At 43.0% G+C, this 26,111-nt stretch carries 18 protein-coding genes and 1 tRNA gene; 13 read left to right on the top strand and 6 right to left on the bottom strand.

Going from position 1 to position 26,111, the window contains the following annotated elements:
- Positions 1–5 precede the first annotated feature (5 nt).
- Entirely contained in the window at positions 6–125 is a 120-nt protein-coding gene (psbX, locus tag ACEYW6_RS02460; protein WP_012412183.1) for a photosystem II reaction center X protein, read from the bottom strand.
- 256 nt (positions 126–381) lie between these two features.
- Between psbX and ACEYW6_RS02455 the strand changes: the two genes are divergently transcribed.
- Positions 382–675, top strand: a complete 294-nt coding sequence (locus ACEYW6_RS02455; protein WP_412978483.1) for a YggT family protein — start codon at positions 382–384, stop codon at positions 673–675.
- Between the two features lie 172 nt (positions 676–847).
- Here the strand turns inward: ACEYW6_RS02455 and accC are convergent, their stop codons facing one another.
- Positions 848–2,191 carry an acetyl-CoA carboxylase biotin carboxylase subunit gene (accC, locus tag ACEYW6_RS02450; RefSeq protein ID WP_196511633.1) on the bottom strand — a complete coding sequence of 448 codons (1,344 nt, stop codon included), beginning with the start codon at positions 2,189–2,191 and terminating at the stop codon, positions 848–850.
- A 582-nt stretch (positions 2,192–2,773) separates the two neighbouring features.
- Here accC and ACEYW6_RS02445 point away from each other — a divergent pair.
- The 5 genes from ACEYW6_RS02445 to ACEYW6_RS02425 all read left to right on the top strand — a co-directional run bounded on the left by ACEYW6_RS02445 (position 2,774) and on the right by ACEYW6_RS02425 (position 8,056).
- Positions 2,774–2,854 (top strand) — tRNA-Leu (locus tag ACEYW6_RS02445).
- Positions 2,855–2,979: 125 nt separating this feature from the next.
- Complete coding sequence (locus ACEYW6_RS02440) at positions 2,980–3,609, top strand: chorismate lyase (protein ID WP_412978482.1); 630 nt, start codon at positions 2,980–2,982, stop codon at positions 3,607–3,609.
- A 639-nt stretch (positions 3,610–4,248) separates the two neighbouring features.
- Positions 4,249–6,015, top strand: a complete 1,767-nt coding sequence (locus ACEYW6_RS02435) for a DUF3352 domain-containing protein (RefSeq protein WP_412978481.1) — start codon at positions 4,249–4,251, stop codon at positions 6,013–6,015.
- Positions 6,016–6,295: 280 nt separating this feature from the next.
- Positions 6,296–7,357, top strand: a complete 1,062-nt coding sequence (gene ccsB, locus ACEYW6_RS02430) for a c-type cytochrome biogenesis protein CcsB (RefSeq protein WP_196511637.1) — start codon at positions 6,296–6,298, stop codon at positions 7,355–7,357.
- A gap of 390 nt (positions 7,358–7,747) precedes the next feature.
- Positions 7,748–8,056 (top strand): KGK domain-containing protein, encoded by a 309-nt coding sequence (locus tag ACEYW6_RS02425; protein ID WP_412978480.1) that lies wholly within the window; start codon positions 7,748–7,750, stop codon positions 8,054–8,056.
- A gap of 630 nt (positions 8,057–8,686) precedes the next feature.
- Here the strand turns inward: ACEYW6_RS02425 and ACEYW6_RS02420 are convergent.
- Both ACEYW6_RS02420 and ACEYW6_RS02415 read right to left on the bottom strand, forming a co-directional pair.
- Positions 8,687–12,397, bottom strand: a complete 3,711-nt coding sequence (locus tag ACEYW6_RS02420) for a tetratricopeptide repeat protein (RefSeq protein ID WP_412978479.1) — start codon at positions 12,395–12,397, stop codon at positions 8,687–8,689.
- Positions 12,398–12,724, bottom strand: coding sequence for a hypothetical protein (locus tag ACEYW6_RS02415; RefSeq protein WP_412978478.1), 327 nt, complete (start codon positions 12,722–12,724; stop codon positions 12,398–12,400).
- A 383-nt stretch (positions 12,725–13,107) separates the two neighbouring features.
- Here ACEYW6_RS02415 and ACEYW6_RS02410 point away from each other — a divergent pair, with 383 nt between their 5' ends.
- The gene (locus ACEYW6_RS02410) at positions 13,108–13,725 is read left to right on the top strand and encodes a Uma2 family endonuclease (RefSeq protein WP_412978477.1); all 618 of its coding nucleotides are present in this window, start codon (positions 13,108–13,110) and stop codon (positions 13,723–13,725) included.
- Positions 13,726–13,737: 12 nt separating this feature from the next.
- Positions 13,738–14,736, top strand: coding sequence for a tRNA lysidine(34) synthetase TilS (gene tilS / locus ACEYW6_RS02405; RefSeq protein WP_412978476.1), 999 nt, complete (start codon positions 13,738–13,740; stop codon positions 14,734–14,736).
- A gap of 49 nt (positions 14,737–14,785) precedes the next feature.
- Here tilS and ACEYW6_RS02400 read toward each other — a convergent pair whose 3' ends face one another.
- Positions 14,786–15,652, bottom strand: coding sequence for a hypothetical protein (locus ACEYW6_RS02400; RefSeq protein ID WP_412978475.1), 867 nt, complete (start codon positions 15,650–15,652; stop codon positions 14,786–14,788).
- Positions 15,653–15,826: 174 nt separating this feature from the next.
- On the bottom strand, positions 15,827–17,587 hold the full coding sequence (hmpF, locus tag ACEYW6_RS02395; protein ID WP_412978474.1) for a pilus motility taxis protein HmpF: 1,761 nt from the start codon (positions 17,585–17,587) through the stop codon (positions 15,827–15,829).
- Between the two features lie 392 nt (positions 17,588–17,979).
- Between hmpF and ACEYW6_RS02390 the strand changes: the two genes are divergently transcribed.
- The 5 genes from ACEYW6_RS02390 to ACEYW6_RS02370 form a co-directional block, all read left to right on the top strand.
- On the top strand, positions 17,980–19,164 hold the full coding sequence (locus tag ACEYW6_RS02390; RefSeq protein ID WP_412978473.1) for a response regulator: 1,185 nt from the start codon (positions 17,980–17,982) through the stop codon (positions 19,162–19,164).
- Positions 19,165–19,372: 208 nt separating this feature from the next.
- Positions 19,373–19,738 (top strand): response regulator transcription factor, encoded by a 366-nt coding sequence (locus tag ACEYW6_RS02385; protein ID WP_191759837.1) that lies wholly within the window; start codon positions 19,373–19,375, stop codon positions 19,736–19,738.
- Positions 19,739–19,751: 13 nt separating this feature from the next.
- Positions 19,752–20,282, top strand: coding sequence for a chemotaxis protein CheW (locus ACEYW6_RS02380; RefSeq protein WP_190891733.1), 531 nt, complete (start codon positions 19,752–19,754; stop codon positions 20,280–20,282).
- Between the two features lie 14 nt (positions 20,283–20,296).
- Complete coding sequence (locus ACEYW6_RS02375; protein WP_412978472.1) at positions 20,297–23,230, top strand: methyl-accepting chemotaxis protein; 2,934 nt, start codon at positions 20,297–20,299, stop codon at positions 23,228–23,230.
- A gap of 203 nt (positions 23,231–23,433) precedes the next feature.
- Positions 23,434–26,111 (top strand): Hpt domain-containing protein (locus ACEYW6_RS02370; protein WP_412978471.1); only part of this gene is annotated, 2,678 nt, incomplete at its 3' end.

The following is a 26,111-nucleotide window of genomic DNA, read 5'->3' as shown; positions in this document are numbered from 1 at the left end:
AAGCATTATGAACGCTGAATTTTATCTTTTTGGCTAATGAAAATTAGACCAACTGTAACGGGTATCACAACAATTGCAGTACCCCATAACAGACTCCAAAGAAAATTTGCTAAAGAAGGCGTCATACTTCTCAACCTTTTTTTACACACTTCATCCTAATTTTAATAGTGTATTACTTTCTTGAGAAGCCTCTAACTCTGAACTGCCAAACTTGGTAACTGCTGTGAGCGAGTTTACTTTTTTATTCCCGAAGAAAGTCACAGCATTTAGTTAAAATGATGATAAGAGTGCTTTACAAAGCTTAAAATTTTGTGGCGTTCGCGAAGCGCGGCTTGCCGTTCGCCTAAGTTTTTCTTTCTTTACAGATAGTACCTTAAACCGATGACTGGTGTTGACCTGACTGCTTGGATTCTGGGCCCTGTCTTAGGGCTAATGACATTTTTATTTATATTTCGCATCATTCTCACTTGGTATCCGCAAGTGAATCTGAATCGTCTGCCCTTTAATTTAATAGCTTGGCCTACTGAACCGTTTTTAGTGCCATTGCGAAAACTGGTGCAACCTATAGGCGGAGTGGACATTACACCTATTATTTGGGTTGGTATCTTCAGTCTGCTGCGAGAAATATTACTAGGTCAACAAGGATTGCTGACTATGTTCTCTCGTGTGAATTAGGGTACAGGTTACAGGGTATAGGGTATAGGGAACAGTTTAAAGGTTATAACCCTGCCCCCTGTAACTTAAGATCAGAGAGCTCGGCACGGATGGTGGAAGGTGGTACAGGTCACAGATTATAACCCTGTCCCCTGTAACCTATAACCTCTTTCCTTCCCTACTCCCCACTCCCTTAGCCGTTCATTTCCTGCACAAAATTTGTATAGACGTTACCCTGCAAAAACTGTGGAGTCTCCATAATTCTTTGATGAAACCCGATCGTCGTAGGTAGTCCAGTGATGGCACATTCCCGGAGTGCGCGTTTCATACGGTTAATAGCAGTAGGCCGGTCTGGTGCCCAAACAATTAACTTGCCAATCAAGGAATCGTAGTAGGGCGGGATTTGATAATCTGTGTAAACGTGAGAATCAATCCGAACACCAGGGCCTCCAGGGGGCAGATAGCCACTGATTCGTCCAGGAGAAGGGCGAAAGTCATGATCGGGGTCTTCAGCGTTGATTCGGCATTCGATCGCATGACCCCGCAAGACTACTTGCTCTTGAGTAAGCTTGAGTCTTTCCCCTTGAGCAATCCGAATTTGTTCGGCAACCAAGTCTATTCCAGTAATCATCTCTGTTACAGGATGTTCTACTTGAATCCGGGTGTTCATTTCCATAAAGTAGAATTTACCGGATCTATCCAAGAGAAACTCGATAGTACCCGCCCCACTGTAATTAATGAATTGAGCAGCTTTGACAGCAGCTTGTCCCATTTTCTCACGCAGGTCTTCGTCGAGAGCCGGACTTGGAGCTTCTTCTAGTAGCTTTTGATTCCGCCGCTGAATAGAGCAATCCCGTTCACCCAAGTGGATAACATTACCGTAGTTATCCGCCAAAATTTGAAATTCAATGTGGCGGGGACGTTCAATAAATTTTTCTATATAAACGCCAGAATTACCAAAAGCTGCTCCTGCTTCCCCTTGAGCCGCGAGGAAAAGTTTGACAAATTCATCTTCAGAACGCACTAGGCGCATACCCCGTCCACCACCACCAGCTGTGGCTTTGATCATCACTGGATAGCCGATATCCTTGGCGAATTTTAATCCTTCTTCCTCGGATTCTACCAACCCCTCACTACCTGGTACTGTCGGGACTCCAGCTTTTTGCATGGTTTCTTTGGCAGTGGATTTATCCCCCATCAGCTTTATGGCTTCTGGAGTTGGGCCGATAAAAGCAATGTGATGGTCAGCACAGATTTCTGCAAACCGGGCATTTTCTGCCAAAAAGCCATAACCTGGATGAATCGCTGTCGCATTGCGCGTCAATGCGGCAGCAATAATATTGGGAATATTCAAATAACTTTTACCGCTAGCAGGTTCGCCAATGCAAACCGCTTCATCAGCAAGTTGGACGTGGAGAGCATTCCGGTCAACGGTGGAGTGAACCGCGACTGTCGCAATCCCCATTTCTTCACAGGCGCGGAGAATGCGAAGGGCGATTTCTCCCCGATTGGCAATTAATATTTTGTCAAACTTCATTTTTTAGTTTCGATATCATTACCAGTAGATTGACATTTTCTCTGATCCAACTTGAAACGACGCTTTCGCATTATTTCAAATTATCACAGGAGATTCGCCACCCTGATTCTAAGCAAACTTAAGATTGCAGGCTTGCTGCCTCTACAGGTCTTACTACACTAACAACATTGTTGCTGTAAGTCGTGGCTAGCTTACCAAACTGGGCTTTTGCGACGCCGATAGCGAGTTAGAGGCTCCTACGTCGCTCTAAGCGTTCGCGGTAGCGTCTCGTAGAGAAGCTATGCCGTTGGCGTTCACGCAGCGTGTCGTAGACAAGCCTCTCATAGAGAAGGCTTTACGCTGCGCTATCGAGCGTCATAGCCCGTCGTAGACCGTCGTAGACATTGCCTACCGCGGGTGGGTACGCGATCGCACCCTGCCGAACACTGTCGCTCTACCCTTTTTAATATCACTTGTGCAGACGCTAGATTTCTGTCAGCCTGATACCGCCTTGAGGAAATTTATATTTTTGAGAAATATAACTTAGATATCACCTTACTATAATTATTTTCTTATGCTATAGTCTATGTTTAGACAACCCGTGCGGATGTGGCGGAATTGGTATACGCGCACGCTTGAGGTGCGTGTGGCTTTGCCTTGCGAGTTCGAGTCTCGCCATCCGCATTTTTGCTTGTTTAGTCAAGGGTCAATAGTCAAGGGTCAAAAACCTTAGACTATTGACCCTTAATATTGGTATAGCTCTAGTTTTTTATGCTTTTATAGAGATAAGTGAAGTTTTGTAAAAAGCATTGACTATTACTTTTACGCCAACAAACAACTTAACACTGCCAGCAGCTTGGCATCGCCTCACTCCGATTTGGCAAGGAGGGGAGGAAATAATTCAACAAAGTTTACCTCACACTCAGCTAGCACCTGCTTGGCAGCTAATGCTTTTGGGTGACGGATCTCCAACACGTCACTTAGAATTGCTTACAGGTGAGCCTGTAGAAGTAGATGTCATTGATATGTCATTGATTGGCATGGATTTGGATGGTGCTCCTGACTTAATCCAAGCTGTCCCAGGGCCGCGACTACGGCGACAAGTGTGGCTGCGTACTGCTTCTGGTCAGCGATTAGCCTATGCAACCTCATGGTGGGAAGCCAGTCATGTAGATGAGTATTTGCAAAATCGTTCATTACCAATTTGGGCGAGTTTAGCTCGTCTTCGTACAGAGTTGTATCGAGATGTTCGAGGAATTTATTACGGTGACTCATCGGCGTTAGAGTCTGGTTTTGATGTAACTGGGCCTTTTTGGGGTCGCCATTACTTGTTTTGGCATCATGGACAGCCACTGACCTTAATTTATGAAGTTTTTTCGCCTTATTTAACCAAATATTTGGGGTCTATGCAGCTAAGTGCTGTTAATGCTGAGGCATAAGCATAATACCATTGAAAAATTCCAACCTATTCTTAGCAGCCTAGTACCGCTTCTCTACTAGACGCTGCACGTAGTGTACTTTTTCAAAGAAGCACACTCTAATTCAAAGCTCAATTAGTTTTTAATTTTTTTTTAATCAAAAATTAGCAGTTGCTCCTCAGCAAAAATAACAACTGTTTTGCATCGAAATGATACAAACTCATAAAAATCAGAATTCACCAATATATCTGATTTTTAAGATTGGTAAACCATACGAAATCCCAAATACTGAATTTATCTAGGTTAGATAAAGTCACTACAACATATGGGGGTTCTGTAAATAGAAGGTAGTATCTGTTGCTGATGACTTGCAGCAATGCCCAAGTTAGTTATATCCTCAAAGTGCTTGAAATAGCGGATTTAACTCTCGAAGAATTTCCGCAGAAGCATTCTGCGAAATTCAACAAAGCATGTTAAAAAAGGTAACTAACCACTAAAACAGCGCTTTTGAAACAGTAGGGAAGGTTTATTACGGAAATATCATCAAAGTCTAGGATGGCGAAATTTATGCAGTTAACTGCCCTAGATAACGAGAAACTTTTTGGTTAACTTAACCAATCAAACAACTAATGAGTTTGCAAGTATAAGGTATAGGTTTCAATGGCACCGCCTCTTGTGTCTGTTCCAATGAATAAAAATAAGAAACCGTCTCTGGTGCTGACGCTCTCGGCTGCTGGGCTATTGATTGGTGCAGGGAGTGCAGCATACTGGTTGTTAAGCCAGAGACAACTATCTTCCAGCGATTTGCTAGTAGGTGCAAATATTATTCCTGGTGATGCCCTGTTTGCGGTTTCTCTGACAACAGATCCCCAGCAATGGCAGAAATTGCGGGAGTTTGGCACAAAAGAAACCCAAGCAGAACTAGACAAAAATTTAGTTGAATTGCGCGATCGCTTTCTAACTAGTAATGGTTATGATTTCCAGAAAGATATCGCTCCTTGGGTAGGCAATGACATTACGATCGCAATTCTTGCTCCAGCAACAGCCAGTAAACCTGCACCCAAACCAGTTACCACCAATGAAGATGCTGCTAGTGATCAGCAGTCGATGGTAATGGTATTGCCAGTGAAAAACCCAGAAATCGCCAAAAGCATTTTGGCACAACCCAAAACCCTTAAACAAGGCAAATGGATTGACCGTACTTATCAAGGGATCGCCATTAAACAAAGTGAGGGACAAGCAGGAGAAAACTTCTCAGCGGCTTTACTAGATGGGCGTTTTTTAGTCATAACTGATAATCCCAAAGCCACAGAAAGAGCAATTGATGCCTACAAAAATAAAACATCCCTAGCCACAACAGGAGGCTTTGCTGAGAATTTTCCGAAAATTGCCAATTACCAACCCTTTGGCCAGTTTTACATAAATGTGCCAACAGCAGCCAAAATAGCCGCAGCTTCTCCAAACCGCCCTTTACCTGCTCAAGTTTTGGCTCAACTGCAAAATAACCAAGGTTTAGCGGGGACAATGACCTTAGAGGCAGAAGGAATTCGCTTCAAGGGCGTTTCTTGGCTAAATCCTAATAGTCAACGTGTGCTGGCGGTAGAAAACAAAGCTGGGAAAATGCAAAGCCGCGTACCAGCAGAAACCTTAATGATGCTTTCGGGGGGCAACTTACAGCGGTTGTGGGGAGACTATGTTTTAACATCTCAGGGAAATCCGCGATCGCCGATCGCACCAGAACAGATCAGAGGTGGTGTAAAATCGCTTACCGATCTCGATTTAGATAAGGATTTGCTCAGTTGGATGAAAGGCGAGTTTTCCTTATCACTGATTCCTACTACTGCAAAACAAGGTTCACCAGATGATTTTCGTGTGGGTTTACTGTTCATGGTACAGACAAGCAATCGCCAATCGGCTGAAACATCCATAAAACAGCTCGATGAAGTGATGAGAAATCAATACCAGTTCCAAGTCCAACCGGCGAAAGTCGCAGGTCAACCTGTTGTTAACTGGGTTTCACCCTATGGTACTTTAACTGGCACCCACGGCTGGTTAGATGGAGATGTCGCCTTTCTAGTAGTGGGCGCTCCCATCACTGATAAAATTGTTCCCAAACCCAACAACACACTAGCTAGCACTCTTCCCTTCCAACAAACAGTTCCTACAGAACCCAATCCGGCAAATGGTCAATTTTTTCTGGATGTGGAACGAACTGTGAAAAATTTCCCTTTACCAACTTTAATTCCCAATCAACAATCTTTGCTAGCTGCAACGCGCTCAATTGGGATGACATCTGCCGTCAGCGATAGTCGCAGCAACCGTTACGACATTTTTATCTCACTCAAAAAAGTTAGGAACTCGACTGCTTTGCCTAGTCCAGAAAGTAATAAGAGCAGTTCTGCTACACCATCTACTACTTCTCCATAACAGCAATTTGAAAAGTTAGGAATTTGGAGTTATGAATTTGGAGTTAGGAGTTAGGAGTTGTACCAATTCTCAAAAATCTTGCTATACATCAATCTTCGAGGCTGGTGTTTCTTTACCTCAGAGCGGTATCATCTTTAGCAAGCTTAAAAGGAAATGGTATTAAAAGTTATTAATTCATAACTCATAACTCCTAGCTTTGCCCTGTTTCATGACCCTCTAAGCATATAGGATCAGAACAGTCAGAATCCATATTTTAAATTATCCACGGAGAGAACACTTTATGAATCTGGTTGTACTCCAGAACTGGCTGGACAATGCGTCCTTTGCCATATTATTCCTGACAATGCTGGTGTATTGGGGAGGAGCGGCTTTTCCGAATCTGCCTTATCTAGCCGCTTTGGGGACAGCTGGGATGGCGATCGCAAATTTGTGTATAGCTACTCTATTAGGGGCACGATGGATTGAAGCTGGTTACTTTCCCTTAAGTAATCTCTATGAATCTCTGTTCTTCTTAACTTGGGGAATTACCGCAGTCCATCTCATTGCTGAAAGTAGTAGCCGTAGCCGCTTAGTAGGAGTTGCTACAGCTCCGGTGGCAATGGCGATCGCAGCTTTTGCTACTATGACACTACCATCCCAGATGCAAGCGTCAGAACCTTTAGTACCTGCCTTGAAGTCAAATTGGCTGATGATGCATGTCAGCGTCATGATGTTAAGTTATTCTGCTTTGATGGTGGGTTCGTTGTTAGCGATCGCTTTCTTAATAGTCACTCGTGGTCAAAACATCCAACTACAAGGTAGTTCTGTAGGTACTGGTGGCTATCGCAGTAACGGCTACCGCTTGCACAAAGCATCTGAACTAATTTCTCAACCATCAGCCCCTTCTGCCGAAAATAATGGCTTTGCCCGTTTTGAAACTAGTAGCAACGGCAACGGTAACGGTAACACTGCTGTTTTGAATTTAGTAACTAGCCCTGAATCTCAAGCCGTTGCATCTGCTGAACCTCTTTCACCCCAGCGCCTTAGCCTTGCCGAAACCCTCGACAACATCAGCTATCGCATCATCGGACTAGGATTTCCCCTGCTGACAATTGGCATTATTGCCGGTGGCGTTTGGGCTAACGAAGCCTGGGGTTCTTACTGGAGTTGGGACCCGAAAGAAACTTGGGCATTAATCACCTGGTTAGTGTTCGCCGCCTACCTCCACGCCAGAATTACTCGTGGTTGGCAAGGTCGTCGTCCCGCCATTTTAGCCGCCACGGGCTTGCTTGTGGTTTGGGTTTGCTATCTCGGTGTAAATCTTTTGGGTAAAGGTTTGCATTCTTACGGTTGGTTTTTTTAAGAACCGTTTAAATAAAATTACCCTACCCGCCCCTTGCTAAGGCTACGATAAGTCCTTTTCACCCCCTCTAACTCTCCCTACGGTGTACACACAAGTCCTTCTCACCCCCTCTAACTCCCCCTTGCCAAGGGGGAGAACCGGATATTTCCCCCCTTTGCAAGGGGGGATTAAGGGGGGTAAACCCAGGGTTTGCACTTCATTACCAAGATGTGTGTACATCGTAGCCGATGTTTTGGGGAGGGGTAACGCGAGAATTATAGGCTAATTTACCGGACATCAAATTATTACTGAATTTTTATTTGAGCAGCACTAAATCTATAAAATCATCATTTTATTTCGGATGAACTGTTATATCTCTAGAAAATATAGATTTATTGAGAGGAGATTTTTATGGAAGATGGATTCGAGAGACTAAACCATGATGAAGTTGTGTCTATAGAACCAGACACTTTTAATAAGTTAAATATTGCCAAAACTTTTAAAGTCCGTGATTTGATTACAGCGATTAAGGAATATGTTGGAGCAGAAGAAACAGACGAAGTAAATTTGTATACCCAAGGATTAAATTGTGAAGTTTTGCAATTTAGTAATTTGGGATGGAAAAAAGGAAAAGTTAGACTTGCTTTAGAATTTTGTCCTGATGAATCTGAGTCCCCACTTGATGAAATTTTTCAAAAACTCAAACAAGTGGAGAACTAATACTGAGCAAAAGATCCCCGACTTCTTTGAGAAGTCGGGGATCTGAACCTCTCGATTTTTGCAAATAAAGCATAACAATTGTGTAGACGCAGAGCGGCTTGTCGTTAGACATCGCTCGGTGTAGATCCTGATTATCTCATTTGAAAAAGGTAGCAAAGACGCAATAAATCCCATAATCACGAAGACGCGATAAATCGCCGTCTCTACAATAATCATTCCTTTGTAGAGACGGCGATTTATCGCGTCTTTTGCCTTAACCGAACAACATTGCGAGGTTCACAAATGAAGCTCCGAGGTTCATTAACGGAGTTCAAAGACTCATCCACGAGTATCAAAGACTCGTCCACGAATATCAAAGACTCATTCACGAGTATCAAAGACTCATCCACGAGTATCAAAGACTCGTCCGCGAGTATCAAAGACTCGTCCACGAGTATTAAAGACTCATTCACGAGTATCAAAGACTCGTCCACGAGTATTAAAGACTCTCGCACGAGTATCAAAGACTCATTCACGAGTATCAAAGACTCATTACAGCAATTTTCATTTACTTAGAAAACACTCTCACATTGTTCTCTGCGCCTCTGCGTGAGACAAAAAACTTTAAGTGCTGTAATTACGAATTACGAATTACGAATTACGAATTATCCTATCAAGACTTGCACTCACACTTTCAGCATCCGGTGACTTCAATCGCTGCAAAATCTCTAAAGCTGGTTGCAAATAGGATATCGCTTTAGTGTATTCACCCTGTTGTTCTGCCAAATCTCCTAGCCACCACAGAGTCATTGCTTTGCCTTGGACATTACCAATGCGTTCATTTATTTCCAAAGACTGATTGAAAAGTGTGATCGCTTCATCCACTTCCCCTTTGTTGGTGTAGAGAATTCCCAGACAGTGCAACGTCGCCGCTTTACCTTGAACATTACCAATGCGTTCTTCTATTTCCAAAGACTGATTGTAGAGTGCGATCGCTTGCTCCACTTCCCCTTTGTCGGCGTAGAGCATTCCCAGTTTGTGCAACGTCGCCGCTTTAGTTTTCACATCTCCAATGCGTTCACTTATTTCCAAAGACTGATTGTAGAGTGCGATCGCTTGCTCCACTTCCCCTTTGTTGGCGTAGATAAGTCCTAATTGGTTCAACGTCGCCGCTTTGCCTTGGACATTACCAATGCGTTCTTCTATTTCCAAAGATTGATTGAAAAGTGCGATCGCTTGCTCCACTTCCCCTTTGTCGGCGTAGATACTTCCCAACTCGTGCAACGTCGCCGCTTTGCCTTGGACATTTCCAATGCGTTCTTTTATTTCCAAAGACTGATTGAAAAGTGCGATCGCTTCATCCACATCCCCTTTGTTGGCGTAGGTATTTCCCAGTTGGTGCAACGTCGCCGCTTTGCCTTGGACATTTCCAATGCGTTCATCAATTTCAAGGACTTGATTGTAGAGTGCGATCGCTTCATCCACATCCCCCTTGTTGGCGTAGATACCTGCTAAATTGTGCAACGTCGCCGCTTTGCCTTGGACATTTCCAATGAGTTCTTTTATTTCCAAAGACTGATTGTAGAGTGCGATCGCTTCATCCACTTCCCCTTTGTTGGCATAGAGAATTCCCAGTTGGTGCAACGTCGCCGCTTTGCTTTTGACATTATCAATGCGTTCTTCTATTTCTAAAGACTGATTGTAGAGTGCGATCGCTTCATCCACATCCCCTTTGTTGGCGTAGATAGTTCCCAGATTGTGCAACGTTGCCGCTTTGCCTTGGACATTACCAATGCGTTCATTTATTTCCAAAGACTGATTGAAAAGTGCGATCGCTTGATCCACTTCCCCTTTGTTTGCTTTCAGCATCCCTAAACAATGATAAATTGATGCTAGTTCTTGTTCGTCTTCTGCGGGACAAAGATTTAAAGCTTGTTCGTAATAGTTTAATGCTTGATCAACCTCACCCATTTGGTGTTCACAATAAGCAATTGCGTTGAAAACACTATGGTTTTTAGTAATTTCTAAAGTTGATTTGCACAGATGTATTCCTTCCCGAAATCGACTTTGATTCACCAAGTCTTTCGCCAATGAACTAGCTGTTTTCGCTGCGATTCCTTCATCCTTCCCCAGCAACGCCAAGCGATGAATTTCTAACTTTTGCGCCTCCGTAGCACCTTCCGCCTCTTCCCACCACAGGCGATACAAGATTTGTGCAGCTTGTTTATACAACTCTTCACCCTTGGGGTTTTCTGGAAACTCTAGCAACGGTGACAAAATCCGGGGAACACGATACAACCTCTCTGTGTTGTTGGTGAGGGTAACTTCCAACAAACCCAAAATTTCAGCGCGTTGAATATGACTTTCCCAACTTGAGATATCCTCACAAATCGGGGAAATAGCAGCTAAAGGAACAGGTAACTCATACACCAACAACTTCCCCAGCATTTGACGCAAAGCTGGAGTTTGCTGCTTCAGCAATACCTGTGCCAAAATATCCTCACGAAATTCCTTTTCCTTATCTGCCATCTTTTGCAGAATCATCTCAACTCCCCTCTCCGCTTCCGGCGACTTCGGGGAATTTTGCAAAATCTTATCTAACCATTCCAACAGCCGAGGATTGCCATCAGCTGCTTGTTTGGCACGTTCCGGCAAATCTGGCTGAAATTGCCAACTGCCATTAAACGAATGCAGACGATTATACTTTTTAATTAAATCTGCCCCACCCAAAGCGCCCAGAGGTTCGCGGTACAGACGATGATTCAGTTCCGACAAAGTAAAATTGTAGCGACAGGTAATAATTACCTTGTGGGGAAGTTGGGAATTTTGCATCGCCTTCAGCAACGCCAGCAGTACATCCACAACTTGTGGTTGCAAGACATAAACCCCATTTCGTAAATCCAAATTAGCCTCAAAGTCATCCAGCACCAAGGCAAAGCGCTGTTCTTTGGTATTCAGTCCTTCAGTGAAAAACTTGGTGAGGCGCTGCATCAAGGGTAACTTGCCATTGAGAATATCATGCCCCCGTTCCGAGGTACATTGTTCAGCCAGGGTTTTGAGCAGTTTGTCCTCATCCAGTTGCCGAAAGTTCACCAGCCTATGATAGCCAACCATCCTTTCCAGAAGTCGCGCCGTCACAGTACTCTTACCCACACCCCCCAGTCCGTGAATTAGTACCCCTAATGAAGTGCGAATAGCTTTGAGACAACGTTGCAAAGTCCGCCGTCTCCCAACAAACTCAGAGGGTTTCGCCACCCGCACCAGTTGGGTATCGGGATCTAAAAACTGTTGGTATGCAGGTTCCGGCGCTGAGGGTGGCACATCTCCCAACACTTCCACCAACGCACCCGGACATTCGCCCTGGACATATAACCGCAACAAATGCCAGTCACCCACTTTCTGTTTAAACAACTGCTGGTAAGTGCTAGCGAGTGCTTGGGCTAATTGATATCCGGCTGCCAATTTCCCGTAGAGGTGCGCGGCGGCGGCTGTGGCTGTCCGATCTTCCACAGGCCGCCCCCAACTTAAAACCGCCCTCGCCCCTTGTTCAATAAGTGCCTCAGCCATTGAAGGGACAGCCCCTTTATCTGGTGCTTGTCCAGTCCGACAACCAGATAAAAACACCAACTTGGGAAAGCGAAACCGGAAGACTTCGGCAAGTTCTGCGGCTGTGGTTTCGTGGCGTTCCCCGATTTCCGTCTCAGTGATAAAGTAAGGCGTGTAAGGTGCTTCATCTTTAATTGAGGCGTGCCCTGTGAGGTGAAACACATCAAAGTCATTAAAATAGCGACTCCACACCTTACCCAATTCGCTAACGCAACCGCTTTCTTCCACCCGCAAATCTACAGCAAAATCTCGCGTATCAGCCAGAATTCTCGCTTCTTCCTGTTCAAACTCTAACTTTGGTTGCACATTTTCCGGGTCGGTTGCCATAAACAATACTCGCAATTGTCGTGCTTCCACAGAAAACGGTTCCGTTTCTTTCTCAATCCAGCGCAGAGGTAACACCACTGGATTAACCCGCTTCACCAAAAAATCCTCACCATCATGCAGCACTTCCCAAGGTAGATGTGCCAGTTTTTGCTCGGTATCAATGGCAATTACCAACCCCTCACCGCGACAGTTAGCAATTCCCCGACTCAACCAGCGTCCATCCCCATCCAACCAAAAAAATAACTGCTGCCCGATTCCTGGTAAATTGGGCAGCAGTTTATAGTAATCTCGTTCGCCTTGCTTGAGTAAATCAGCGATTTCTGCTAATTTCAGGCGACGTGATTCATAGTGCTTTATTTGAGGTACCCAATACCTGAGTTCAACTGTTTCCTGCGTACTTTCCCGAAGTTGAATGCGGATAGTTTGCACTTATTTGCTGATAGATTTAAGGATTTCCGTGATTTCCTCTATGGTAGCTTCTTCGAGTAAAATCCTGTTTCCAGTATCAGGGTCAAGAATTACTACATCAAATTGCTTCCCTGGATGAGATTTATGCCATTCTTGATACCATTTGCGGATTTGTTCAGCTAAAGCCACAGCACCACCCACAATGCCAATAATAGTAGCAACAGCCGCCAAAGTTCCCTCTTTTTGCGTCGGTACTTCATAGCTTCCCGATATTCCCGGAATTTCTAGCAAAGCCTCGGCTGCTGCTGGTGCGCCTTCCCCTTCAATTCCAACTTGAATTTCTGCCATAAAGTTACCTATGAATTTATCCAAGATTTTGTATATTATGCGTTGGATTGAGGATAATATTCGCGCAAAGACACAGAGACTGACAATTCAGGTTATGTGGAAAAGTCCACCAAAAACCTAACCCCCTAACCCCCTTCCCGATGCGGGAAGGGGGAAAATTCAAAGTCTCTCTCCTTTTAGGAGAGAGATTTAGAGAGAGGTTTTCTAAATGCCGTGAAAAGTCAGAAACGGAGAGTATTGCAAAATTATTTACTTTGTGTTGCAAGAATTGCCTAAAATAAAGCAACAAACTCAAACCTGGAAATTCCGAATTACGTTAGCAATGTAGGAGCTTCATTATCAATTACAAATTACTTTAAGTCCTTTTTTAGCAAGTGAACAATATGGTTCAGACTCCAGTTAAAAAACTAACTTTTGAAGAGTTTCTAGAGCAATACCCTGATGGTGGCATTTACGAACTGATCAACGGAGAGATTATACCAGTGGAGCCAACTAGAGCGCATAAGAATGTGGCAAGGTTTTTAATGCTTGGCTTCAATGATGAAATTAGGCGCTTGGGACTAGATTATATTGCTGATAAAGATATCATCGTTAGGACGTTTACTGATACTGGAGAAGAACGAGGTAGAAATCCAGATGTAGGTGTAGTTAATGCATCGCAGTGGAATACCAATGTTCTAGCCTATGGTGCGCTGATTGAGCCTATCCAACTTGCTGTAGAAGTCACCCCAACAAACTGGGATGATGATTACGTTGACAAGCTAGATGAGTATCAGCGACTCGGTATCTCTGAGTATTGGATTGTAGATTATCTGGCGATCGCTTCTCGTGCTTATCTTGGTAATCCCAAACTCCCCACGGTTTTTGTTTATCAATTGGTTGAGGGTCAATACCAAGTTCAAAAGTTCACGGGTAATGACCGCATTCTCTCTACTACTTTCCCCGAACTAGCGTTAACTGTTAAACAAGTTGTTGCTGCAAGTCAAATCCAAAAACTATGAGAAGTTCTAAAAATGGTATGGACTCCTCTACACGCAAAAATCCATCGCACAATCCGATCGCGTCACTTATTTGAGCGCAACGAGCGACTATTAGTCGCTGTCTCCGGCGGACAGGATTCTCTGTGTTTAATAAAATTACTTTTAGATTTACAATCCAAATGGGGATGGTATTTAGGTATTGCTCACTGCGATCATCGTTGGCGTTCTGACTCCCAAGCTAATGCTCATCACGTTGAAAATTTAGCTAAAACTTGGGATATATCCTTTTATTTAGAAACAGCGAACGAACCTATAAATAGTGAAGCTGCGGCCCGCGATTGGCGCTATCAAGCTTTAAGTGCGATCGCGCAAACAAATAATTATCAATATATAGTTACAGGACACACCGCAAGCGATCGCGCCGAAACTCTCCTCTACAACTTAATTCGCGGTACTGGTGCTGATGGCTTACAAGCCCTAACTTGGCAACGCCCTCTAACTACAGGCATTATGCTAGTGCGTCCACTGTTAGAAATTACTCGTTCACAAACAGAGCAATTTTGTCAAGAATTTAAATTGCCAATTTGGGAAGATTCCACCAATGAAGATTTGCAATATGCCCGCAACCGCATTCGCCAAGAGTTAATACCATATTTGCGAGAAAATTTCAATCCACAAGTAGAATCAGCCTTAGCCCAAACAGCAGAACTTCTCCAAGCAGAAGTGGAATATTTAGAAAAAGCTGCCCAAGAGTTGCGAGAAAAGGCGATGTCATGGGGCATTGGGGATGAAGAAGATTCCCTTACTCTTCTTCCCTTGAGGTTAAATCGTCGGGTATTGCAGAAAGCACCATTGGCACTGCAACGTCGGGTGATGCGTCAGGTGTTGCAGCAAATACTGACTGATGCCCCTAGTTTTGAACATATCGAAAAATTAACGGCTTTAATTATAGCGCCAAACCGATCGCAAACCGATCCATTTCCTGGTGGTGCGATCGCTCAAGTAGAAGGCGACTGGATCTGCTTGAAATAGTTATTTAAAGTCTTTTTGTTATCAGGCACGATGCTCGCGTTAGATTTGATTACTCTTCAACACCTAGATCATGACACAAGGCATAATATTTTGGATTTTTTTTGCTTTTACCTTGCTTCACCAATACGTAATAGTCTTCACAATAACGCTGCGTTGTCCTAATTTTATCATCAGACCAATTAGAGGGAATTGCCTTATGATTAACTTGATATTTTCCAAATGGTGCTTTTGGGGGAAATAATTTAATTGTTAAAGGTAATATCCCAAAAATCATAAAAAATATAAAAATAATGATAGAACATATTGTCAACGTAACTAACCTATCTTCATTTCTTTTTTTTTCGTTAATCTCTCCTCTTCTACGTAATTCTTCAATTTGAATTTTTTCTGAAATAGCAAGTCTTTCATAATGATCTTTCCATTCATTAACAACTTTATTTGCAAGAGATTGAACTATTTTGTTAGCTAGGTTTTCAGCTTCTTGGTTTGTTTTGATTCCAGATATTTCATATTTCGGAATTCTATTGCTGCTCTGAAACCGCCAGTTTGAAACTGTGAGTTTATAGCAAACAAAGTATGGATAGTCTTGGTTTTTAGAAAGACTAATATCTTCTAGAAATGTTTTAAGGATTGGAATTAAAAAAGTTTGCTCAAATTTCTCTTCTTCTGAGTTTATCTTTCCCGCCCAAGATTGTGTTACCAAATCATTAGCTTGATTTTTGACAGACGTATAAATTTGTAGATAAATATCAGTCTTTATCCTTACGAAACTAGGAATACTATTTAAAACTTCGTCATAGTTTGTACATTCATGCCTTCCGGCATTAAGCCCTTGGTATTCTTTGGCTCTATAAACTAATTTTAGTTGATCGCAATAATATTTAGGAACAAAATACTTAGCTTCTTCTTGATTCATCTTTTTGTCTAAAGTCCAATATACTAGACATCCGGTAAAAATGGCGTAGGCACAATTCATGAATTGTGCCTACCAAGGATTTTGACTAATTTCTAGAGATGTCTACTGATTACCTGTGAGGTTGCATAGAACAAGGGACTTAACCCCCTTATCTCACCAAAGCCTTATAGCTTGTTAAGACGCTAGTAATTCTGGCTGAGGCATTAAACTCTGGAGAGTATGACGCATCTGAGCGATCGCTTGGATTTGATAATCGCCAGTTTCCTGGAATTGATCTAAAGATTCTGCAATTCCTTGCAGCTTTTGCCGTAATCCATCCAGGGAATCCTGAATTGGTTGTAGTGCTTCTTGATAAAGATTGACTCGACCACAGCATTCAGCAGTTGTTCTTCGCAGGGACAGAAGGTTTTCCTCCATCGCTTTCAGTTCTTGGCGCTTTTCATCGAGATCGTGGGTTTGATTGTCAATCATTCCCTGATTTAGCTCAATACCAGAACGAATCTGCTCAATTTCACGTTCCAGCTTTTGGATTTCCTGTGAATATTGTTGTCGCTGGGTTTCAATTTGTAACAGAATCGGTTCTAAATTAACTTTATTACCCTCTTCTTCATCAACAACAGTATGTCCTTGTCGCCGTAGCAATACAGCTTGGTGTTGCTTAAGAAACTTCTGATGCTGTAGCATATTGCGGCGTTGTCCCACCAAACTGGAGTTTAGCATCTGATAGAGGTCTTTTTCATCTGTTAGTTCCAGTTCCAAATTCATGTGGTCATGGTCAGATGCGTGATTTATTTTAGTTTGGAGTTCTTCTATAGCTTCTTGTTTATATTTCAGTTCTTGTTCTTGATCGTGAACAAAGGTAGCGTCTATTTCTAACTTATGCTGCAAGTCTTGGACTATCTTTTGTAGTTCTTCTAAAGGCATTTTCTCCAAAGCTTCTACATCAGCTTGCTGGCCGAGAACTACACCACCAGACGTTGCAGCCAAAGAGTGAATCTGTTGATATAACTCTTCGGCATTTCGTAACTGCTCTTTAATTATCCGAGCATACTCTTGCTTGCTGCTAAGGTCTGCTGTATTTATCTGCAATTGGGCTGTGTGCTGAATTAGAGAATTTTGTGATTCTTGCAATGCATTTTGGCGATCGCTAAAGCTTTGTGACAAGCGCTCAACTTCTTCTTGCTGTTGTGCGATCGCAGTTTTTTCCTCCTCCAGTTTTTGCCAGTGGGGGGTAAGAGTAGCTTGCTGCTTTTCGATCAATTCAAAGGCCAGATGCAAGTGTTCTCTTACTGTCTCCGTGGGAGCAACACGACTAGACAAGCGATCCAGTAACTCACTCATTACCCGACTTTGCTCCTCATCCAAAACCGTCCCTTGTTGAACATCCGCTTGACGCTCCTCCAGGCGACGCTGCTCACCCCGCAAATGCTCCCAAGCGCCTTCCAATTCTAGGCGGTTGCGCTCAACTTCTGTTTGTAAGCGTTCAATTTCCTGACGGGATGTGTCAACTTCCTGTTTTTGCTCCTCTAGTTGTTGCAACTCGTCCTCCAATTGTTGCAACTGTTCTGAGCGTACTTCCATGTCCATTTCACGGCGATTCAACTCTTGCGCCTGAAACGTTAGCGACTGTTTCCACTGATCAATTTCATCTTCCTTGAGCTTAAATTTCTCCAATTGGCGGGAAAAATTCTGCAAAATGTTGACTAGGGGCCGCCCTGCTTCTTGAATCCGCTGCACTTGACGATTCGGATTCAGTTCAACCAGTACCAAAGCACCATCATTTAATTTGCTTGCGTCCTCAGCGGCAATTACTTCTTCCGACACAGTACTCCAATTCTGGTCAGTTCGCTGGCAAGCTAGCAGTTTCAGTTCGGTTTTGGCACCGCCACTGAGTAAACCACCTTTCTGTTTTTGTACTTCTGCTAAATACAGCACACCGTTATTCCTTTATTGATGCACTTAAAGTTTATGTTTTGGGATATACCTTAAATAATTCTGTTAACTTGTCTCACTGAACCGAAGTTTAGGAGAACAAGACAGACAAAACTATAGACGCAAGATGTTACGTCTTGATACTTATAAAAGCGAGTTAGTCGCGCCTTTATATTTTGTACTGATGACAGTGATGATGACTTCCGTGTTAACACTAGCTTTGTCGAAGTGTATTACGAAAAATTAAGGTTTATAACTGAATCTATTCCCTAATGGCAACAAGAAATAGGGTAAAAATCTTGCCAATACTCCATAATCAATACTTAAAGAAGAAGTCAGAATTCAGAATTCACAATTCAGAATTCAGCAATACTGAAGGAGCACTTTTGAGATAAATGCAGGGAAATCTAAATGAAATTGATATTTGCAGTATCCTGCAATTGATCGAGTTGGGACAACGAACTGGGCAACTATGGGTGAGAGCTACTAGCTCTCACCATAACAACAAACTGGGTGGAGACGGAGCAAGCAAATATCGCGCCAAACAACAGTCTTGGTTCGTCTTTTTCCTCAATGGTCAAATTATCTATTGTCAAGAAGGCAATAGTAATTTATCCAGAATTAGCGATTATTTACGTCATTACCGAGTTGAGATGCAACTCACCGACAAACAAATTGCCTCTCTACCATCAACCGACTCACCAGAGTATGCCTATCTTTGGGCACTTTTGGAGCGAAATATTATCAATCCCAAGATCGCTGGTAGTATCATTCACGGCTTGGTGCATGAAACCCTCTTTGACCTGCTGAGTTTGCACCAAGGTAACTTCATTTTCCATCAGGGTGCGGCACTTGCCCCGCAATTAAACACTTTCGAGATTGCTCCCTTTGTTACAAAAATTACGAAGCAGGTGCAAGAGTGGAAGCAGCTGTATCCACACATTCAGTCTCCAGAACAGTTGCCAGTGCTATCTGACAAAGTTCAGCTACAATCCTCGCTACCAGAAGCAACCGTAAGTAAGCTACAACATTGGGCTGACGGTAAAACATCCTTGCGTCAACTGGCTCGCTATCTTAACCGAGACATTTTGACAGTTGCTAAGGCAATATATCCATATGTGCAGCAGAGTTGGTTACAACTAGTATATTCAACCACAGTTAAACCAGATACCCATACCGATAGTTGGGAATTGCAAGGAAAACCCAAGGGGCGGATAGTATGTATTGACGATGCGATCGCCATCGGTGAGACTATAAATTCGATCTTACAACCACAAGGTTATGAAGCGATCGCTCTCACCAATCCTTTAGAGGCACTGAGTCTGGTTTTTCAACTCAAACCGGATTTAATCTTATGTGATATTGCCATGTCGGAATTGGAGGGGCACGAGGTTTGCGCCATGCTGCGACATTCAACAGCATTTCGGCTCACACCAATTATCATGCTCACTGGTAAAGATGGATTTATTGATCGAGTCAAAGCTAGGATGGTCGGGGCTACAGATTATTTAACAAAACCATTTACAGACACTGAGTTACTTATGCTCGTAGAGAAATATATCAACATAGAGTCTCAATAGGGCATGGGGCACATAAAGAGATCCAAGATTCGTTGATCTACTAAAAGATCAGGTAAAAGATGTTATCACAGAGTCAGCTAACTCAGTGAAACCTCAATATCCAGGAAAATAGTCAAAAACTAGAATTAATTTATACAGTTAATACTTGCGGAGGAATCAGGGAATGTTCCAAATAGGAACGTCTACATCAGGAGGTAAATAGACATTTATGAGTACAGTTCTGATTGTGGAAGACAGTATCGCGCAAAGGGAGATGATTACAGACCTCCTAAAAGCAACTGGCTTAACAGTGACCCATGCCAGTGATGGATTAGAAGCATTGGAGGCAATTCAAAGCGCACCTCCCGATTTAGTGGTATTGGATATTGTCATGCCCCGGATGAACGGCTACGAAGTTTGTCGGCGGTTAAAATCCGATCCAAAAACCCAAAATGTTCCTGTGGTGATGTGTTCTTCCAAAGGCGAAGAATTTGATCGCTATTGGGGCATGAAACAGGGTGCAGATGCCTACATAGCCAAACCATTTCAACCAACCGAGTTGGTGGGAACAGTCAAACAACTGCTGCGAGGATAAGGACAAAAGCAATATGGTCAGCAAACCGGACTTTTTAAGTGGCAGTGGTCAAGATCATTTCCGACCAGAATTACAAGTAGAAAGTCCTGAAGGTGAGTTACATTTGAGGTTTTACATTCCCTCGCATCAGGAGTTTGCACTACAAGCAACTGGCATTCGGGAGGTAATTGAACTAAGTCCTGATAGAATCACCCCGATTCCTAATGCTTCTCCTTTACTTTTGGGTACTCTAAATTTACGAGGTCGAGTTATTTGGGTGGCTGATTTGGGTCAATTTCTTGGGGAAGCAAGTGCATTAAACACGGATAGAGCTGAAATTCCGGTGATTGCCATTGAAGAGCAAGACACAATAGTGGGTTTAGCAGTAGAGGAAATTGGTGGTATGCACTGGTTGGATGTCCAGAATCTCATGCCACCAACTAGTGTTCCAGATACTATGGCTCCCTTTTTACGTGGAGAGTGGTTATTAGGTGCTAAAAACAATCAGTGTCTACGGCTGCTCGATCAAATGGCAATTTTACGGAGTGCGCGGTGGGCAGGATGAAATTGGAGGAGGAAATGGCAGCAAGTATTGATAATTACGAGCCAACATATCAACAGGCGATGAGCGCCTATGTTCAAAGGAATTATGAGGTTGCCGCCACTTTAGTTGACCAAGTGGTGCAAAATTTACCAAATGACCCCAACTCCCATTTGTTACGGGGTCACATCTACTATGTTTTGCAGCAGTACGATGTAGCAAAAGAAGAATATCAACAGGTATTAAGCTTGACTGACGATCAAGAAATTATTGGTTTTGCCAATAATGGAATTGAGAATATCAATCAATATTTACAGTCATTCATGGGGCAGATTGATACATCAGGAAGCCAAGAGCAAATAAATTCCACAGAAATGTCTGATGCACTGGCATATAGTGAACAAGAATTAGAAGATTTGGGCACTAGTCAGGAGTTTGACAGCAATAACCTTGATTTGAACTTTTTTGGAGAGCATGAAGAAACGCTGAATGGCGTTGAAGAACTATCTTCAAAAAGTCCATTTGATCTACCCACAGAAGATAGTATCGGAACAGGAAAAATATCAGATTCTTCTACAGTTTTTGGTGATGATCCTTTTGCCTTCAAGGAAGAATCACAGGAACAAGAATCAAATAGCAGCAGTTGGGAGGAGAAAACAGAATTAGAGTTGCCTGCTTTCTGGCAGGAAGATGTATCAGAAGATAGTCTTGAAGAATCATTAGGAAATAGTCATTTTTCAGAGAATGGGAAAACTTCTTCTCACGGAAGTTCAGCTAGTGACAATAGTAATTCTTCCTTTTCTAATTCACAAACTGGCAATCACGAGAATAATTTCCCTGATTTGTTGAGTGATCCAAAATCTCCAGAGTTTAGTATTGGAAACTTAGAATATACAAAATCTCCTTTGGGAGACGAAACTTTACTGATTGTTGAAGAAGAACTTAGAAATAGTTCATCAACAAATAACAACAGCCAATATGATTTGCCGGAAACCGAAGCACATGATTGGTTAAAGTCAAAAAATCTTGGATTAGAGGAAAATTACCAGCCAGATTTATCTGATGATGCTTCAACTTTTAGTAGCAATATCCCTCTGAAAGAAAAGCAGTTAAAATCAGGCGAATTCATCGGTAAAAATAGCTTTGATGACGATGAAAATTTTGATATGGAAGCATTTGAGTCTGCCTTCGGCTCAGAGGGGATAAGCTCTTATGAAGACTCAAACAACATACTGAATGGAGAAAATTCTAAGAGCAATATAGAATTTTTAGATGACTTTGAGGAATTTGATGATTTAGGTAACATTCCAGGGTTTGACCTGATCGAAGGAGATTCTAACTTCGGCGATCTAGCAATGCATTCTGCTCCATCAGAAACTAGTGGTAGTGGACGCTCTCAAGTCGTGGATGGTTCTGCAAGTAATGCAGCTAGCGATCGCGAAGAGGAACTATTCACCATGACTGGTTCCCATGAAGGAGTTCCAGTTTTTAGCCAAACAGATGTCTCGAAACTAGAACCCAACGTCACCATCGAGCAAGGATGGTTAGCACCATTAGAGAATGCCTCGATAGAAAGGAAACAATGGTTAATTGCTGGAAGTGTGGGCATTGTCTCCGCGCTGGTTGTAGCCACAGTTAGCTTTGTCGCCACCACATTTTCGCCAGTCCAACAACGAGAATCAGTACGAAACACAGGTTGGGCAATGTCCCTAGCAGCTGGGATTGCAGGTTTTGCTACCGCAGGCTTTATGGGGAATCTTGCGCTTAAACAAATTCGGCGCACAACCAATGATCTGCAAGCTCAGTTTGAGGCTGTACGCCAAGGAAATTTGAATGCTCAAGCCACAGTGTTTTCCGAAGATGAATTTGGGCATTTAGCCAGTGGCTTTAATGAAATGGCGCGGGTAATTTTTACGACCACAAGTGAAGCCCAACGGAAGGCCGATGAACAAGAGGAAGCTAAAGAAAATCTGCAACGCCAGGTGATTCGTCTTTTGGATGATGTGGAAGGAGCTGCTAGAGGCGATTTAACAGTCCAAGCGGAAGTAACAGCCGACGTACTGGGAGCCGTAGCTGATGCCTTTAACCTGACAATTCAAAACCTGCGGGATATCGTCCAACAGGTAAAAGTGGCGGCGAAAGATGTGACAAAAGGTGCAACAAACTCTGAAACCTTTGCTAGAGCCTTATCTAGTGACGCTTTGCGTCAAGCAGAAGAGTTGGCAGTGACGCTGAATTCTGTACAGGTAATGACCGACTCGATTCAGCGGGTAGCAGAGGCGGCGCGGGAAGCTGAAACCGTTGCTCGTGATGCTAGTACGATCGCTCTCAAAGGTGGCGAAGCTGTAGAAAACACTGTGGCGGGGATTTTGGAAATTCGAGAAACCGTTGCCGAAACCACTCGCAAAGTGAAGCGGCTGGCGGAATCTTCCCAAGAAATTTCTAAAATTGTAGCGTTGATTTCTCAAATTGCTTCCAGAACAAACTTACTGGCGCTCAATGCTAGTATTGAGGCGGCAAGGGCGGGAGAAGCTGGACGCGGGTTTGCGATCGTCGCGGATGAAGTGCGCCAGTTAGCAGATAAATCTGCTAAGTCCTTGAAGGAAATTGAACAAATTGTGATGCAAATCCAAAGCGAAACAGGCTCGGTGATGACCGCGATGGAAGAAGGCACACAACAAGTAATTAAAGGGACAAAATTGGCAGAAGAAGCCAAGCGATCGCTCGAAAACATTATTCAAGTGGCGAATCGCATCGATATTCTTGTGCGTTCGATTACCAGCGACACTGTAGAACAGACTGAAACTTCCCGCGCCGTCGCTCATGTAATGCAATCAGTAGAACTCACCGCGCAAGAAACTTCCCAGGAAGCACAGCGAGTTTCAGGTGCCCTACAACACTTAGTAGGTGTATCCCGTGACTTGATCGCCTCCGTTGAACGTTTCCGAGTGGAAACTATGGAAACCAGGTAAAAAAGTTAGGAGTTAGGAGCGAGGAGTTAGAAATAAAAATCACAACTCACAACTTGAAATAAAGTTAGGAGTTAGGAGTGAAAAGTTAGAAATAAAAATTACAACTCATAACTCATAATTCATAACTCATAACTCACAACTCATAACTCATAACTCATAACTCACAACTCATAACTCATAACTCATAACTCACAACTTTTGCTATGCTGCCGGAACAACAACAGCGGATTTTGGGTTACTTTATTGAAGAAGCCAGGGATCACCTGAATACCATTGAGCAGGGCTTGCTGAATTTAGAGGGTACTCTGAACGACCCGGAAATGATCAGTGAAGTCTTCCGGGCGGCTCACTCCATCAAAGGAGGAGCGGCGATGCTTGGATTGACTAGCATCCAGCATACATCTCACCGTCTAGAAGATTGTTTCAAAGTTCTTAAAGAGCATCCGGTTCAGGTTGACCAAAAGTTAGAGTCCTTATTTCTTGGTGTATCTGATACCCTGAAAGTGCTGTTAGAGCATTTGAGCGGGCCATTTGGTCTTTCTGAAGATGCAGCTAATACTTTGATGTCAGAAACTGAGCCGGTCTTTCAATGGCTGAATCAGCATTTGGAATTACTTGTAGAACAAGGGAACAGTCGAGTAACTAGTAGTACTGACGCAACAGAACTACACACAACCTCTGTAGAGAACGTCTCCACACTTACAGAACTTTTCCTGCGGCGAGATATTCCCAGTGTGACAGAAGATGCTCATCATGAATCTCCAGAAACATCCTTCTCAATAATACCCCAGCAGGTACAGTCGCCAGTCACCGCAAAAGAAAATAATAATTGGGGCGAATTTCAAGCCCAAGTGCTGCAAAGATTGCGGGAAATGTTGCAACTGTTTAAGCAAACAACAACATCCTCAACTCGACAAAACCTTCAGCAATGCTGTTACCAGTTAGTCAGACTTGGTGAGACTTGGAAGTTATCCAAGTGGTGTGTTTTGTGTCAAGCAGCTGCCAGTGCGATCGGTAATCCTGAAAATACTTATCTGACGTTAGCTAAAATTGTCATTACCGAAATCAAGCAAGCTCAAGAATTAGTCCTACAAGGTAGGGAAGCCGAAATTGCAATTAGTCAGCAACTAGAAGCACTTTTGAGCTTTGCAGAAATTGAGTTGTTAGAAATAACCCCTGATTTATTTGACGAACAGTCTGCGGTTTTGACAGAATCATCAACTGCGTCAGAGCGAGTTCTATCTGGTAACACCGAGTCATTAGCCCAGACAACTGAAGAACTGAATCTTGACGATGATACTAGCGATGACTCCTATCTTCAACAAAGGACACCACTAAACCCTGCAACTCATACTAGTTTTACTTTCACCACACATGACGAAGCACATCCAATTAGTAGCAATCTTGACCCCAATGGCCCAGAAGTAGGAATAGCTGAGTTAAATACCCTTGCCGATTTATTTGAAGGTGATACTCCCGAACTAGATGAAAGCTGGCATCAAGAAGAAACCTTAGATGTTGCCACCGATGACTTTGGAATTGATTTCAGCAGCACTGATGCTGAGGATGCTCATAGCGATTTATCCGATTTACTCTCTTTTGATGAAGACACAAGCAACGAGCAGCATCTAACAACCACAGCTACGACAGAAGATTTATCCCTGTTATTTGGCGACAATTTCCTAGAAAAAGAGAATTCAGAATCGCAAAATCAAGAAACATCTGCTACGACTCTAGAGCTAAGTGATATTAACGTACTTGATATAAATTTAGACTCTTCTTCCCAGGATTTACAAGAATTTATTGATATTTCTAGTGATATAAACTTGCCTCCTAATGTCAACAAAAACGATGTGGTTGAAGATTTCTTGACACTGGCACTAGATAATGATGCCGAACTATTGTCTACAGGTGAAGTTACTCAACCAGAAACTGAGGCGTTGGCCAGTGTGGAACTATCTACGAACCAACAAAACAGTCTTGATAAATTATTTTTAGAAACTAGAAATGCAAATTGGGTAGAGGAAATTACCTCTAGTGACTATATAGAATTACCCCAGCAAACAGGCTTGTCTTTAGATAACCTATTCGCTGAAATGGAAGAACAGATACTACTGCCTACAACCGAGCCAGAACTCGGTGATTTATTTGATACATCTCCAGCAACAGCACCTGAGTTTTCTCAATCAGAAAATGATCTGAGCAACTTCTGGAACCAGGAAACCACAGAGGAAGAGGACGAATTCGATTCCTTAATTGAGCAGAATGTGGAAAGGGCATTAGAGGAGAGTTTGTTTGCTGCGGCTGATGACATTTTTGCCGATAGTCAGCAGCCAATACCTTCTCCTATAGCCAGTTTTGACATAGAAGAAGATTTTGATATCAATTTCCAGCACCAAGAGCAGCTAGATTTGATATTCTCATCGGATTCTGGAGATGATTTATTTGATGAGTTAGCACCGAGTAACTCAACTATTTTCCCTGCAATCAACGATAGCGTACAGCCCTCCATGCCTGAAACGCCGTTGTTCTGGCAGCATCCAGAAGAGGAAATTCTCAGGCCGCAACAACCAGAAGCTTTAGATTTTGTTCCAGAATTTACTAATCAGCCCCCAGATATATCTGCTGTTGATCTGGAACTTAATTCATTCAGCCCTTTCGATGAAAACACAAATGAAAATCCCCAACTGTTGTTTGAGGATGTAGCTACAGACTCCACCTACATTCAGATGGAAACCACAGATAATACTGTGGATGAACTATCGGCTACAGAAAATTCTCTAGATATCAGTTTTGGTGAAACTTCCGATTCAGCATCACCCCAAGTACAGCCAGATGATTTATTTGGTTTCAATGAAAATTCCCAACTGTTGTTTGAGGA

The sequence above is a fragment of the Nostoc sp. UIC 10607 genome (assembly GCF_047228265.1).
In the GTDB taxonomy this organism is placed as follows: domain Bacteria; phylum Cyanobacteriota; class Cyanobacteriia; order Cyanobacteriales; family Nostocaceae; genus Nostoc; species Nostoc foliaceum_A.
The sequence above is the reverse complement of the archived record's forward strand: the minus strand, read 5'-3'. Positions and strand labels throughout refer to the sequence as shown.

Excerpts from the sequence above, each read along its gene's own strand:
- ACEYW6_RS02410 (WP_412978477.1), top strand. The coding sequence starts at position 13,108 with ATGGTTCAGACTCCAGTTAAAAAACTAACTTTTGAAGAGTTTCTAGAG.
- ACEYW6_RS02380 (WP_190891733.1), top strand. The coding sequence starts at position 19,752 with ATGGTCAGCAAACCGGACTTTTTAAGTGGCAGTGGTCAAGATCATTTC.
- tilS (WP_412978476.1), top strand. The coding sequence starts at position 13,738 with ATGGTATGGACTCCTCTACACGCAAAAATCCATCGCACAATCCGATCG.
- ACEYW6_RS02455 (WP_412978483.1), top strand. The coding sequence starts at position 382 with ATGACTGGTGTTGACCTGACTGCTTGGATTCTGGGCCCTGTCTTAGGG.
- psbX (WP_012412183.1), bottom strand. The coding sequence starts at position 125 with ATGACGCCTTCTTTAGCAAATTTTCTTTGGAGTCTGTTATGGGGTACT.
- ACEYW6_RS02385 (WP_191759837.1), top strand. The coding sequence starts at position 19,373 with ATGAGTACAGTTCTGATTGTGGAAGACAGTATCGCGCAAAGGGAGATG.
- ACEYW6_RS02400 (WP_412978475.1), bottom strand. The coding sequence starts at position 15,652 with ATGAATCAAGAAGAAGCTAAGTATTTTGTTCCTAAATATTATTGCGAT.
- accC (WP_196511633.1), bottom strand. The coding sequence starts at position 2,191 with ATGAAGTTTGACAAAATATTAATTGCCAATCGGGGAGAAATCGCCCTT.
- ccsB (WP_196511637.1), top strand. The coding sequence starts at position 6,296 with ATGAATCTGGTTGTACTCCAGAACTGGCTGGACAATGCGTCCTTTGCC.
- ACEYW6_RS02390 (WP_412978473.1), top strand. The coding sequence starts at position 17,980 with ATGCAGGGAAATCTAAATGAAATTGATATTTGCAGTATCCTGCAATTG.
- ACEYW6_RS02425 (WP_412978480.1), top strand. The coding sequence starts at position 7,748 with ATGGAAGATGGATTCGAGAGACTAAACCATGATGAAGTTGTGTCTATA.
- ACEYW6_RS02435 (WP_412978481.1), top strand. The coding sequence starts at position 4,249 with ATGGCACCGCCTCTTGTGTCTGTTCCAATGAATAAAAATAAGAAACCG.
- ACEYW6_RS02415 (WP_412978478.1), bottom strand. The coding sequence starts at position 12,724 with ATGGCAGAAATTCAAGTTGGAATTGAAGGGGAAGGCGCACCAGCAGCA.
- ACEYW6_RS02375 (WP_412978472.1), top strand. The coding sequence starts at position 20,297 with ATGGCAGCAAGTATTGATAATTACGAGCCAACATATCAACAGGCGATG.